The organism is Pantoea sp. UBA6567, assembly GCF_002434165.1.
Lineage (GTDB): Bacteria > Pseudomonadota > Gammaproteobacteria > Enterobacterales > Enterobacteriaceae > Pantoea > Pantoea eucrina.
Window position 1 is genome coordinate 91,801 of the sequence record NZ_DJJN01000008.1, and the last position, 12,624, is coordinate 104,424.

14 protein-coding genes are annotated in these 12,624 nt (G+C 58.2%); 6 read left to right on the plus strand and 8 right to left on the minus strand.

The window, feature by feature from the left end; genetic code table 11:
- Positions 1-183 precede the first annotated feature (183 nt).
- From xseB to B4M48_RS15150, 4 genes are all read left to right on the plus strand, one after another.
- Entirely contained in the window at positions 184-426 is a 243-nt protein-coding gene (xseB, locus tag B4M48_RS15135) for an exodeoxyribonuclease VII small subunit (RefSeq protein WP_039382972.1), read from the plus strand.
- On the plus strand, positions 426-1,325 hold the full coding sequence (ispA, locus tag B4M48_RS15140) for a (2E,6E)-farnesyl diphosphate synthase (RefSeq protein ID WP_071668930.1): 900 nt from the start codon (positions 426-428) through the stop codon (positions 1,323-1,325). Before xseB ends, ispA begins: the two co-directional genes overlap by 1 nt.
- Before the next feature lie 19 nt (positions 1,326-1,344).
- Positions 1,345-3,210 (plus strand): 1-deoxy-D-xylulose-5-phosphate synthase, encoded by a 1,866-nt coding sequence (gene dxs, locus B4M48_RS15145; protein WP_071668929.1) that lies wholly within the window; start codon positions 1,345-1,347, stop codon positions 3,208-3,210.
- 68 nt (positions 3,211-3,278) lie between these two features.
- Positions 3,279-4,253 (plus strand): aldo/keto reductase, encoded by a 975-nt coding sequence (locus B4M48_RS15150; RefSeq protein ID WP_288657127.1) that lies wholly within the window; start codon positions 3,279-3,281, stop codon positions 4,251-4,253.
- A gap of 238 nt (positions 4,254-4,491) precedes the next feature.
- Here the strand turns inward: B4M48_RS15150 and pgpA are convergent, their stop codons facing one another.
- The 6 genes from pgpA to nrdR form a co-directional block, all read right to left on the minus strand.
- The gene (gene pgpA, locus B4M48_RS15155; RefSeq protein ID WP_039382968.1) at positions 4,492-4,983 is read right to left on the minus strand and encodes a phosphatidylglycerophosphatase A; all 492 of its coding nucleotides are present in this window, start codon (positions 4,981-4,983) and stop codon (positions 4,492-4,494) included.
- On the minus strand, positions 4,970-5,947 hold the full coding sequence (gene thiL / locus B4M48_RS15160; protein WP_039382967.1) for a thiamine-phosphate kinase: 978 nt from the start codon (positions 5,945-5,947) through the stop codon (positions 4,970-4,972). Before thiL ends, pgpA begins: the two co-directional genes overlap by 14 nt.
- Before the next feature lie 45 nt (positions 5,948-5,992).
- Positions 5,993-6,412, minus strand: a complete 420-nt coding sequence (gene nusB / locus B4M48_RS15165; RefSeq protein WP_039382966.1) for a transcription antitermination factor NusB — start codon at positions 6,410-6,412, stop codon at positions 5,993-5,995.
- A 19-nt stretch (positions 6,413-6,431) separates the two neighbouring features.
- Complete coding sequence (gene ribE, locus B4M48_RS15170; protein ID WP_039382965.1) at positions 6,432-6,902, minus strand: 6,7-dimethyl-8-ribityllumazine synthase; 471 nt, start codon at positions 6,900-6,902, stop codon at positions 6,432-6,434.
- A 94-nt stretch (positions 6,903-6,996) separates the two neighbouring features.
- Positions 6,997-8,100, minus strand: coding sequence for a bifunctional diaminohydroxyphosphoribosylaminopyrimidine deaminase/5-amino-6-(5-phosphoribosylamino)uracil reductase RibD (ribD, locus tag B4M48_RS15175; protein ID WP_039382964.1), 1,104 nt, complete (start codon positions 8,098-8,100; stop codon positions 6,997-6,999).
- A 3-nt stretch (positions 8,101-8,103) separates the two neighbouring features.
- Positions 8,104-8,553, minus strand: a complete 450-nt coding sequence (gene nrdR, locus B4M48_RS15180; RefSeq protein WP_039382963.1) for a transcriptional regulator NrdR — start codon at positions 8,551-8,553, stop codon at positions 8,104-8,106.
- Positions 8,554-8,725: 172 nt separating this feature from the next.
- Here nrdR and lysM point away from each other — a divergent pair, with 172 nt between their 5' ends.
- Both lysM and B4M48_RS15190 read left to right on the plus strand, forming a co-directional pair.
- Entirely contained in the window at positions 8,726-9,163 is a 438-nt protein-coding gene (gene lysM, locus B4M48_RS15185; RefSeq protein WP_039382962.1) for a peptidoglycan-binding protein LysM, read from the plus strand.
- A 15-nt stretch (positions 9,164-9,178) separates the two neighbouring features.
- Entirely contained in the window at positions 9,179-9,730 is a 552-nt protein-coding gene (locus tag B4M48_RS15190) for a DUF3251 domain-containing protein (RefSeq protein WP_150034488.1), read from the plus strand.
- A 49-nt stretch (positions 9,731-9,779) separates the two neighbouring features.
- Here the strand turns inward: B4M48_RS15190 and secF are convergent, their stop codons facing one another.
- Positions 9,780-10,748: a protein translocase subunit SecF gene (secF, locus tag B4M48_RS15195; RefSeq protein ID WP_065649969.1), complete on the minus strand. Its 969-nt coding sequence runs from the start codon at positions 10,746-10,748 to the stop codon at positions 9,780-9,782.
- 10 nt (positions 10,749-10,758) lie between these two features.
- A complete protein-coding gene (secD, locus tag B4M48_RS15200) occupies positions 10,759-12,606 on the minus strand; it encodes a protein translocase subunit SecD (RefSeq protein WP_288657130.1) in 1,848 nt (615 codons plus the stop codon).
- Between the last annotated feature and the right edge of the window lie 18 nt (positions 12,607-12,624).

The window sequence follows — 12,624 nt, forward strand, 5'->3', positions numbered from 1 at the left end:
TGGTAAGATCATAATATTGCGGGGATCGCGAGAGCGTCCGCATCCGAGGCGCAAAAGTATACCACCTTTACTGCGTGACTGCTTCTGCTACCGCAATCACATTCAACATTTTGCTTATTATTCCCCGTCGGCTACCATGACCGATTGCATGAAGATGTCCCAAACTGTGAGTCGACACTGATTATGCCGAAAAAAGCCGAAGCGCCCGTGAGTTTTGAAACCGCCCTGCAGCAGCTGGAGCAGATTGTGAGCCGGCTGGAAAGCGGCGAGCTGCCGCTGGAAGAGGCGCTGAATGAGTTTGAGCGCGGTGTGCAGCTGGCGCGCAGCGGTCAGCAGACGCTGCAGCAGGCTGAACAGCGCGTACAGATCCTGCTGAGCGATGATAAAACGGCCGACCTTACCCCTTTTACGCCGGATAACGACTAATGGATTTTGTCCAGCTACAGCAAACCTATCATGAGCGCGTAAATCAGGCGCTGACACGTTTAATAGATCCACTGCCTTTTCAGAGTTCCCCGCTGGTGAATGCCATGCATTATGGGGCACTATTAGGAGGTAAGCGTCTGCGTCCTTTTCTGGTCTATGCCACCGGTGAAATGCTTAACGCCGACGCAGCCAGCCTTGATGCGCCTGCCGCCGCCACAGAGTGTATCCACGCCTATTCGCTGATCCATGACGATCTGCCGGCGATGGATGATGACGCACTGCGCCGCGGACAGCCTACCTGTCATATTCGTTATGGTGAAGATACGGCCATTCTGGCGGGCGATGCGCTGCAAACGCTGGCCTTCTCTATTCTGGCTGATGAACCGATGCCGGGCGTCAGCGCGGCAACGCGCGTGAAAATGATCTCTGAACTGGCGCAGGCCAGCGGCGTTGCCGGTATGTGCGGCGGCCAGGCGCTGGATTTAGCGGCCGAAGGCAGACAGATCGATCTGGCGCAGCTTGAGCAGATTCATCGCCATAAAACCGGCGCACTGATCCGTCTTGCCGTGCGTCTGGGTGCGCTGGCTGCAGGCGAGCCGGCTCGCCTGGCGCTGCCGCTGCTGGACACCTATGCTGATGCTATCGGCCTGGCGTTTCAGGTGCAGGATGACATTCTGGATGTCACCGGCGATACCGCCGTGCTGGGCAAAACCCAGGGCGCCGATCAGGCGCTGGGCAAAAGTACCTACCCTGCCCTGTTAGGGCTTGAGGGCGCGCGTACAAAAGCGCAGGCGCTCTATCAGGAAGCTTTGGGGGCGCTGGAGATCCTCGCCGGCCAGGGCTATGACACAAGCGTATTACAAGCGCTGGCAAGCTTCATAATTGAACGCGATAAATAACTTTCATAATGAGTCTCTGATGAGTTTTGATATTGCAAAATACCCGACACTGGCGTTAGCAGGCACGGTGCAGGAATTACGTTTACTGCCGAAAGAGAAACTTCCGGCCCTGTGCGACGAGCTGCGTCAGTATCTGCTGGATAGCGTCAGCCGCTCATCCGGCCACTTTGCGTCGGGTCTGGGCGTTGTCGAGCTGACCGTCGCATTGCATTACGTCTACAACACCCCGTTTGACCATCTGGTCTGGGACGTAGGTCATCAGGCTTATCCGCATAAAATTCTGACCGGACGCCGCGATCGCATCGGCACCATCCGGCAGAAAAACGGCCTGCACCCGTTTCCGTGGCGCGGTGAGAGCGAATATGACGTCCTGAGCGTCGGACACTCCTCCACCTCCATCAGCGCCGGTCTCGGCATGGCGGTCGCCGCCGAGCGGGAAGGTAAAGGTCGCCGCACCGCCTGTATCATTGGCGACGGCGCAATTACCGCCGGAATGGCGTTTGAGGCGATGAACCATGCCGGCGATATCAAGCCCGATATGCTGGTGATCCTCAACGACAATGAGATGTCGATCTCGGAGAACGTTGGCGCGCTGAATAATCGCCTGGCGCAGATCCTCTCCGGTAAAACCTATTCGCGCCTGCGCGAAGGCAGCAAGCGCGTGCTGGACGGTCTGCCGCCGATTAAAGAGCTGGTGAAGCGCACCGAAGAGCATCTGAAAGGCATGGTGGTGCCCGGCACGCTGTTCGAGGAGCTGGGCTTTAACTACATCGGTCCGGTTGACGGGCACGATGTACTGACGCTGGTCAGCACGCTGAAGAATATGCGCGATCTTAAAGGTCCGCAGTTCCTGCATATCATGACCAAAAAAGGCAAAGGCTATGCCCCTGCCGAGCAGGATCCTATCGCCTGGCATGCCGTACCGAAGTTTGACCCGGCCAGCGGTGCGCTGCCAAAAAGCGTGCCTGGTCTGCCGAGCTACTCGAAGATTTTTGGCGACTGGCTGAGCGAGATCGCCGCTGACGATCCGCGCATGATGGCGGTCACGCCGGCGATGCGTGAAGGCTCTGGCATGGTGAGTTATTCGCGCGCCTATCCGCAGCAATATTTTGACGTGGCGATTGCTGAACAGCACGCCGTGACCTTTGCTGCCGGCATGGCGATTGGCGGTTACAAGCCGGTCGTGGCGATTTACTCCACCTTCCTGCAGCGCGCTTACGATCAGGTGATCCACGATGTGGCGATTCAGCAGCTGCCGGTGCTGTTTGCTATCGACCGCGGCGGTATTGTCGGCGCGGATGGTCAGACGCATCAGGGCGCATTTGATATCGCCTATCTGCGCTGCGTGCCCGGCATGGTGATTATGACGCCAAGCGACGAGAATGAGTGTCGCCTGATGCTCTACACCGGCTATCACTATCAGGCGGGTCCGAGCGCGGTGCGCTATCCGCGCGGTACCGGTACCGGTGCCACGCTTGAGCCGCTTACCAGTCTGCCGCTGGGCAAAGGGGTGGTGAAGCGTCAGGGTGAAAAGCTGGCGATCCTCAATTTCGGCACGCTGCTGCCGGATGCGCAGGCCGCGGCTGAAGCACTGAACGCCACGCTGGTAGATATGCGCTTTGTGAAACCGCTGGATGAAACCCTGATTCGCGAGCTGGCGCAGAGCCATGATGCGCTGGTGACGCTGGAAGAAGGTGCCATCATGGGTGGCGCCGGCAGCGGCGTAAATGAGTTTGTGATGGCGAAACGCCTGGCCGTGCCGGTGCTCAACCTTGGCCTGCCAGATGAGTTTATTCCACAGGGTACTCAGGAAGAGGTGCGTCACGACTATCAACTGGATGCCGCCGGCATTCAGCAGCAGATCGCTGCCTGGCTCGCGCAATAACTCCCCTCTTCGCTCCTGCTGCTATGCTTACGGAATCCTTTTCCCACGCATAAGAGCAGGAGCTCTCAATGAAAACCGTTCGTTTAGGCCAGACCGATCTCCAGGTATCCCGACTCTGCTTAGGCTGCATGACCTATGGCGATCCGATGCGCGGCAACCACGCCTGGACGCTGCCGGAAAAGAGCAGCCGGCCGCTGATCAAACAGGCGCTGGACGCGGGGATCAACTTTTTTGATACCGCCAACAGCTATTCTGACGGCAGCAGCGAAGAGATCCTCGGACGCGCGCTGAAAGATTTCGCGCGGCGCGATGACGTGGTGGTCGCGACCAAAGTTTACTTCCCGCTCAGCAACCTGTCGCAGGGCCTGTCGCGGCAGAATATTCTGCAGTCGATCGATGACAGCCTGATGCGACTCGGCATGGATCATGTGGATCTGCTGCAGATCCACCGCTGGGACTATGCAACGCCCGTTGAAGAGACGCTGCAGGCGCTGGATGAGGTCGTGAAAGCGGGTAAGGCGCGTTATATCGGCGCCTCTTCCATGCACGCCTCTCAGTTTGCTCAGGCACTGCAGCTGCAGCAAGATCATGGCTGGGCGCGCTTTGTCAGCATGCAGGATCAATACAATCTGATCCAGCGCGAAGAGGAAAAGGAGATGCACCCGCTCTGTCAGCGTGAGGGCATCGCCGTGCTGCCGTGGAGCCCGCTGGCGCGCGGCAAACTGACGCGCCCCTGGGGGGAAACTACCGCACGCTCGGTCTCTGATAATGTGATGGAGAAGTTGTATACCGGTACAGAAGAGAACGACGCCGCGATTGCGGAGCGACTGGCCACCATTGCCGCGGAGAAAAAGGTGACGCGCGCGCAGGTCGCACTGGCATGGCTGCTGCATAAACCCGCCGTGACCGCCCCTATTATCGGCGCTTCACGTGAGCAGCAGTTTGCCGAATTGGTTAAAGCGGTTGACGTTGAATTGAGTGCGGAAGATATCGCCGAGCTGGAGATGGTCTATCAGCCGCATCCGGCTGTAGGGTATGAGTAAGCAATTGATATCCGCATAAACCAGGGCGGCATAAATGCCGTCCCTACAAAACATGACGTAGGGGGCGCATTTATGCGCCCCTGGCCGAGCCATGTACCGCGGTTATACGTATCGATGCGCCTGAAACCAGGGCGGCATAAATGCCGCCCCTACAAAATATACGCAGGGGGCGCATTCATGCGCCCCTGGCCGAATCATATACCGCGGGTTATACGCATTAATGCGTCCCTGGCCGCCCTTACAGCAGCAGGCCGGCGCCGTATAATACGGCTGCGGAGACTACGCCGGCGATGATATCGTCGACCATAATGCCCATTCCGCCATGAACGTTCTTATCGAACCAGCGAATAGGCCACGGTTTCCAGATATCAAAAATCCGGAAGATGACAAAACCAGCCAGTACCCACCAGCCGTTAAGCACCGGGATCGCCATTAGCGTGATCCACATGCCGACAAACTCATCCCAGACGATGCTGCCGTGATCGTGTACGCCCATGTCACGCGCGGTGCGATGACAGAGATAGACGCCCACGCTGATACCCACCAGCACCACCAGCGAATAGAGCTGCAGCGGCAGAAACGTCATCAGCCACCAGAACGGGATCGCGGCCACCGAGCCTACGGTACCCGGCATAAAAGGGCTTAATCCGCTGCCAAAACCGGTTGCCAGCAGATGCCAGGGATTGCGCATCCGCAGGCGACTTTTCGCTACATCTTTATCGCGCGTCAAAATGGTCAAATCCTTTATGGTTAAAGCGGCGCGGCTTGCCGTGCTCCAGCAGCGTCAGCCCTTCCGCTTCCGGGGCGATCTGTCCGATACAGGTATAAGGTGCGCCAAGCCGGCCCAGCGCCACATCCAGCGCGCCGCGGTTAACTTCAGGCACCGTGAAGCAGAGTTCATAATCTTCACCGCCGCTCAGCGCCCAGCGCAGCACCTGCTCCGGCGCAAAATGATCGCGCAGCGTAGCAGAGAGCGGCAGCGCGTCGAGATTCAGGCGTGCGCCAACCCGGCTGGCCGTCAGAATATGGCCAAGATCGGAAATCAGGCCATCAGAGATATCGATCGCCGAGGTAGCAAGGCTGCGCAGCGCCTGGCCCTGCAGCACGCGCGGCATCGGACGCAGATGACGCTTGATCAGCACCTCGTGCACCGCCGGATCGTCAAGACGATGATGATGCTGCAGCAGCGACAGTCCCGCCGCGCTGTCACCCAGCGTGCCGGTAACGTAGATCCAGTCACCTGGCTTTGCACCGGAGCGCTTCAGCGCGCGCCCGACAGGCACCAGCCCATGAATACCCAGCGTCAGGCTGAGCGGACCGCGCGTGGTGTCGCCGCCAATCAGCTGCATATCGTAGTAGTCGAGCAGCTCAAACAGGCTGTCGCTGAAGCCCGCCAGCCAGGTCTCATCGACCTCAGGCAGCGTCAGTGCCAGCGTCAGCCATGCCGGATCGGCGCCCATCGCAGCTAAATCGCTGAGGTTTACCGCCAGCGCTTTGTAGCCGAGATCGGCCGGATGGATATCGCGTAAGAAATGGACGCCCGCTACCAGCGTATCGGTACTGATAGCGAGGGTCTGTTTGTCAGGAACGTTCAGTAACGCACAGTCATCACCAATGCCCTTCTCCACGTCGCGACGGGAGCTGGTTACACGGTTGAAATAGCGTGCGATCAGTTCAAATTCACCACAGGACATAAATCAGGTCTCAATGAAAAAAGGCCGGTCACCCGGCCTTCTGCACTACTTTCTGTTTGGTCGTATTTGCGGAGCGGCTTTATCCAGCACGCCGTTGACAAACTTATGGCTGTCTTCAGCGCCAAACACTTTTGCCAGCTCAATACCTTCGTTGATGGCGACTTTATAAGGCACATCCGCACGCTTGCTCAGCTCATAGAGCGAGAGGCGCAGGATCGCTTTTTCTACCTGACCCAGCTCTTCAAGCTGGCGCGACAGCCAGGGTTTCATCAGGCCATCCAGGTACGCGCTGTTGGTCGCCACACCGGCCAGCAGTTCGCGGAAATAGCTAATATCGACGTCTTTGACGTCTTGTTCCGCCAGAAACTGGTATTCCACATCGGCAATGTCGTTGTTGGACAACTGCCAGGAGTAGAGCGCCTGGACAGCGCACTCACGGGCGCGACGACGAGCAGCAGGTTTCACAAAATTCCCCTTACAAAAATCAGGCTTTAATGGCTTTCAATACGTTGATCATTTCAAGTGCGGTCAGCGCGGCTTCTGCGCCTTTGTTACCCGCTTTCGTGCCGGCGCGTTCAATCGCCTGCTCGATATTTTCGGTGGTCAGAACGCCGAAGGTGACCGGGATTTCGCAGCTCATTGCCACGTTAGCGATACCGGAGCTCGCTTCACCTGCCACATATTCGAAGTGGGCAGTGCCGCCACGGATCACCGTGCCCAGCGCAACAATCGCGTCGTGCTTACCGGTATTCGCCAGCGCGCGCGCGGCCAGCGGCAGCTCATAGGCGCCCGGCACCCAGACCACGGTAATGTTTTCAGCTTTAACCTGACCGATACGCTTCAGCGCATCGACCGCGCCATCCAGCAGACTGTCATTGATAAAGTTGTTAAAACGCGCAATCACAATGGCAATTTTAGCATCAGGCGTGGCAACAGCAGCTTCGATAACGTTCATACATATCCTTTGGGTGTGTGTTTTATAGCCCCCGCAGAAGGGGGCGGATTCTATCATACTCTTTAGCCGGGCGCTCAGGCTTTTCCGTGCATGCTTAACGCAGGGTCAGGGTAAGACGCAGATCGTCACCCACTTTGCGCACATCACGAAAATCGAGGCGCGGCGCGGCGCTCAACGCCTCCAGCCCGGGGAGCGTACAGAGCCCGCGTCCGGCGTCGCCAAGCAGTATCGGTGCGATATAAACAATCAGCTCATCCACCAGTCCGGCCTGAATCAGCGCGCCCGCCAGGCCCGCTCCCGCCTCGACCCAGACGCTGTTAATCTGACGCTGACCGAGCAGCATCATCATCGCGACCAGATCAAGCTGTTCGCCGCGCGGCGGCACCGCAATCTGCGTTACGCTCTCCGGCCACGCGGCGTCATCGGGAGCGGTACGCATCAGCCAGCTCTCACCCGGCTGATGAATCAGCCGGTGCTGCGGCGTCACGCGCTGCTGGCTGTCAACCACCACCCGCACCGGCTGCCGCAGAGTCTGCGTATCCAGCTGCTGGAGAACGCTGTCGCTGAGTTCATCTGCGCGTACCGTGAGTGACGGATCGTCGGCCAGCACGGTGGCACTGCTGGTAAGAATGGCGGAACTCTGCGCGCGGAACTGCTGCACATCCCGGCGGGCGGCCGCCGAGGTGATCCACTTGCTCTCACCGCTCGCCATCGCTGTGCGGCCATCCAGTGAAGCGCCAAGCTTGAGCTGTATCCAGGGAAACCCGGTGCGCATACGCTTGAGAAACCCGCGATTGAGCGCTTCCGCTTCCGCCATCATCAGCCCGTGACTGACTTCAATTCCCGCCTGCTGCAGGCGCCAGAGACCGCGCCCTGCGACCTGCGGGTTAGGATCCTGCATGGCGACCACCACGCGGCTGACGCCAGCAGCAATCAGCGCATCGCAGCAGGGTGGCGTCCGGCCATGATGGCTGCACGGCTCCAGCGTAACGTAGGCGGTTGCACCGCGCGCTTGCTCTCCGGCCATGCGCAGCGCATGCACTTCAGCATGCGGTTCACCCGCGCGCTGATGCCAGCCTTCGCCGACAATTGTGCCGTCACGCACGATCACGCAGCCGACGTTGGGGTTTGGCGTGGTGGTGAAACGACCGCGTCGCGCCAGTTCCAGCGCGCGCGCCATATAGCGAGCATCGGTCATGATTCAGTCCTGTAAGCGGGCGATCTCTTCGCCAAAGTCGCGGATATCTTCAAAGCTGCGGTAGACCGAGGCGAAGCGGATATAGGCGACCTTATCCAGTTTTTTTAGCTCTTCCATCACCAGATTGCCAATCAGCTTGCTGGCAATCTCACGTTCGCCGGTCGCACGCAGCTGGGTTTTAATGTGATTGACTGCGCTATCGACCGCATCAGCACTGACGGGACGCTTCTCCAGCGCCTTCATCATGCCGCTGGTCAGCTTATCTTCATTAAAAGGCTCACGCACGTCGTTGCTTTTTACCACGCGCGGCATCACCAGCTCCGCCATCTCAAACGTGGTAAAGCGCTCATGGCAGACCAGACACTGACGGCGGCGGCGCACCGAGGAACCTTCACTGACCAGGCGTGAGTCGATCACTTTGGTATCCACAGCGGAACAGAATGGGCAATGCATGACGTTTCCTGTCGCGAGATTTTGGGCCACATAGTGTAACGCGAACTCACATTTAACAAAACAGAGGCCGCCTGCGTGGCGGTTTTTTCAGCGCTCATAACCGCTTCTGCCAGCAAATGTCAAAAACGCACTACGCTTAAAGAGCCAATCCGGCACAATCACAGGAGGAACTATGGGTCTGTTTAACTTCGTCAAAGAAGCAGGAGAGAAACTGTGGGACAGCGTGACAGGCGGTGATGACTCCAGCAAAAAGCTGCAGGATCACATCAACAAGCTCGGCCTGCCAGACAGCGATAAAGTCAACGTCAATGTGCAGGGTGATACCGTAACCGTCAGCGGCGACGGCATCTCACAGGAGCTCAAAGAGAAGATTCTGGTGGCAGCCGGTAACGTTGCCGGCATCACTAAAGTGGATGATAAAGTCACCGTCAGCGACACCGCACGCGAAGCCAACCTCTACACAGTGAAAAAAGGCGACACCCTGAGCGCTATTTCCAAACAGGTCTACGGCGATCCGAATCAGTACAACAAAATCTTCGAAGCTAACAAGCCGATGCTGAGCCATCCGGACAAAATCTATCCGGGCCAGGTACTGCGTATTCCGGAATAAGGTGCGGGAGAGAGCATGAGACTCAGGAGCTTACCGGTTCCGGCGGTGCTGTCGCTGCTGCTGCTGAGCAGCTGCAGCACTCCGCCTCCTGCCCCGCAGGTCAGAGAGCTGCATCAGGAGGTGAGCCAGCTCAATCAGCAGATGCGTCATCTCACCCGCCGCGCCGGCGCGCTGGAGCAGCAGGGCCAGCTTAACAGCCGCTCCACTCAGGGCGCATGGCTGGTACCCGGTTCCGCGACGCCGGTTGATCTGGAGACGCAGCTGGGTACGCTGCGTCTCGCACTGCTGAACGTGAGTGCAGAAGCAAACGGCAGCCAGGCCAGCCTGGTTATCCGCTCTGCTGATGACAAGCCGGTACCCGCGCTGAGCGCGACCGTGGTGTGGGGTGAAAGCGATCCCGCCAGTGGTCAGCCGCTGGCCGCCGACAGCCTGAGTCAGCGCATCAGCGTGCCCGCCAGCCTGATGCCGCGCAGCACGGTAACAGTGCCGCTGCACCTGAGTGGCCTGACACCGGATCGGCTCGGCTATGTGCGCGTACATGAGGTAACGGCAGACGCCGCGCCATAAAAAAAGGCCCTTCCGGAGAAGGGCCTTTTTGCATCGGTCAGCGCCGGGCTTACGGCAGAATAGAAGGCTGATCGGCGCCCTCTTTTTCCACTTTCTGCACCAGCATATGCTCACGCTTCATCCCCAGCTTCAGCGCCAGCGCTGAAGAGACGTAGATGGATGAGATCGTACCGATCGTCACACCAATCAGCATCGTGAGCGAGAAGCCTTTCAGCAGCGCGCCGCCAAAGATGAACAGGATCAGGATCATCGCCAGCGTGGTGATAGAAGTGATCAGGGTACGGCTCAGCGTCTGGGTCAGCGACACGTTGGTGATATCGTAAGAAGAACCGCGACGGATCTTACGGAAGTTCTCACGAATACGGTCAGAAACCACAATCTTATCGTTAAGCGAGTAACCAATCACCGACATCAGCGAGGCAACGATGGTCAGATCGATTTCAATGCTGAATAGCGCCAGCAGGCCGCAGGTGATGATAACGTCATGCGCCAGCGCCAGCACGGTGCCCAGCGCCAGACGCCATTCAAAGCGAAACCCGATGTAGATAAGAATAGCGATCAGCGCAGAGAGCAGCGCCATCGCCCCCGCCTGCGCCAGGTCGCTACCTACGCTTGGTCCGACAAACTCAATGCGTTTTACCGTCGCGTTCTGCTGCGTGGTCTGGTTGATAGAGGACAACACCTTGTTGCCCAGCTCCTGACCCGCATTGCCGGTCGCAGGTGGCATCCGCACCATCACGTCGCGGCTGCTGCCGAAGTTCTGCACCAGCGGCTCGTCAAAGCCCGCTTTTACCAGACCTTCGCGCAGCGCATCGAGATCTGCAGGTTTCTCCAGGTTAATCTCAATCACCGTACCGCCGGTGAAATCGAGTCCCCAGTTAAACCCGCGCACGCCGATAATGGCGATTGACGCCACGATCAGCAGACCCGAGATGATAAACGCCAGCGTATCCCAGCGCATAAAGTCTACGACCTTACGCCCGTGGTTCAGCTGTTCAATACTATATTCCTGTGCCACAACGCACTCCTCAGATAGACAGCTTGTTGATGCGTTTGCCGCCGTACACCAGGTTAACGATGGCACGGGTGCCGACGATAGCGGTAAACATCGAGGTTGCAATACCGATAGCGGTGGTGATTGCAAAGCCTTTGATGGAGCCGGTACCCACCGCATAAAGAATGATGACTTTAATCAGCGTGGTGACGTTGGCGTCGACGATACTGGAGAAGGCGCCTTTGTAGCCTTCATGAATCGCCTGCTGTACCGAGCGTCCGTTACGCAGCTCTTCTTTAATACGTTCGTTAATCAACACGTTGGCATCTACGGCAACCGCCAGCGTCAGCACGATACCGGCAATGCCCGGCATGGTGAGCGTGGCGCCTGGCAGCAGCGACATGATGCCGACAATCAGCACCAGGTTACACAGCAGCGCGCTGGTCGCAATCAGACCAAACTTTTTGTAGAACACCACCATAAAGATGATCGAAGCGATCAGACCCCACAGGCAGGCTTCCAGACCCTGGGTGATGTTCTGCTGACCCATAGTCGGGCCAATGGTACGCTCTTCGACAATCTGAATCGGCGCAATCAGCGCACCGGCACGCAGCAGCAGCGACAGCTGACGCGCTTCGTTCGGGTTGCTGATACCGGTGATGCGGAAGCTGTTACCCAGCCGTGACTGAATATTCGCTACGTTGATCACTTCTTCCTGCTTCGCCAGAATCGCTCTGCCGTTGGCATCTTTCTTGCCGCTGTCCTTGTACTCCACAAACAGGGTCGCCATCGGCTTGCCGATGTTGTCCTTGGTGAAGTTCGACATGATGTTACCGCCCGCGCCATCCAGTGAAATATTCACCTGCGGCTGGTTGTACTCATCCATGCTGGACGTGGAATCGGTAATGTGATCGCCGGTAAGAATGACACGCTTATAGAGCACAACCGGCTGCCCTTCCCGCGTTTTCTTCACTTCTGAGTCACCCGGCACGCGTCCATTTGCCGCAGCACCCGGATCCACGCTGGTGTTAACCAGACGGAACTCCAGCGTCGCGGTGGCACCAAGGATCTCTTTTGCACGCGCGGTATCCTGGATACCCGGCAGCTCAACCACGATGCGGTCGGCGCCCTGACGCTGCACCAGCGGCTCAGCAACGCCCAGCTGGTTAACACGGTTACGCAGGATATTAATATTCTGCTGTACCGCATATTCCCGCGCTTCACTCAGGCGCGCATCGGTCATCACCGCGCGCATGGCATCGCTGCCCGCACTGGTGAATACCATATCGCGGTGGCGTGGCGTCAGGTAGCCGATCGCGTCATCGCGGCTTTTGGCGTCGCGGAAACGCACTTCCACACCGTAGTTAGCAAGTTTATTAACGTTGGTGTAAGGAATATTTTTTTCACGCAGATCGCTGCGCAGGCCGTCTGCATTCTGCTCCTGCAGCTTGCCCAGCGCGGTATCCATATCCACTTCCATCAGGAAGTGCACCCCGCCCCGCAGGTCCAGACCGAGTTTCATCGGTTCCGCTGCCAGCAGGGTGAGCCAGCGCGGTGTGGCCGGTGCGAGGTTGAGGGCTACCACGAAATCGTCACCCAGCGCGGTCGTAAGCGCTTCGCGCGCGCGCAGCTGCACATCGGTGTTATCGAAACGCGCCAGAATAGCGCCATTTTCCAGTGCGAGGGATTTGCTCTGAATGTTGTCTTGTTTGAGTACGTTCTGGATCTGATCCAACGTCTGCTCACTGGCGGCGCTTCCGCGCGCACCAGTGATCTGAACGGCCGGATCCTCACCATAAAGGTTAGGAAGCGCATACAGCAGGCCGATAAGAATAACGGCGACCAGCATGATGTACTTCCACAAAGGATAACGGTTTAACACGGCAGTTCCCTTCGGGAA

Coding starts and splice junctions, on each gene's coding strand:
- ispA (WP_071668930.1), top strand. CDS start 426: ATGGATTTTGTCCAGCTACAGCAAACCTATCATGAGCGCGTAAATCAG.
- ribE (WP_039382965.1), bottom strand. CDS start 6,902: ATGAACGTTATCGAAGCTGCTGTTGCCACGCCTGATGCTAAAATTGCC.
- lysM (WP_039382962.1), top strand. CDS start 8,726: ATGGGTCTGTTTAACTTCGTCAAAGAAGCAGGAGAGAAACTGTGGGAC.
- nrdR (WP_039382963.1), bottom strand. CDS start 8,553: ATGCATTGCCCATTCTGTTCCGCTGTGGATACCAAAGTGATCGACTCA.
- ribD (WP_039382964.1), bottom strand. CDS start 8,100: ATGACCGATGCTCGCTATATGGCGCGCGCGCTGGAACTGGCGCGACGC.
- B4M48_RS15190 (WP_150034488.1), top strand. CDS start 9,179: ATGAGACTCAGGAGCTTACCGGTTCCGGCGGTGCTGTCGCTGCTGCTG.
- dxs (WP_071668929.1), top strand. CDS start 1,345: ATGAGTTTTGATATTGCAAAATACCCGACACTGGCGTTAGCAGGCACG.
- thiL (WP_039382967.1), bottom strand. CDS start 5,947: ATGTCCTGTGGTGAATTTGAACTGATCGCACGCTATTTCAACCGTGTA.
- B4M48_RS15150 (WP_288657127.1), top strand. CDS start 3,279: ATGAAAACCGTTCGTTTAGGCCAGACCGATCTCCAGGTATCCCGACTC.
- xseB (WP_039382972.1), top strand. CDS start 184: ATGCCGAAAAAAGCCGAAGCGCCCGTGAGTTTTGAAACCGCCCTGCAG.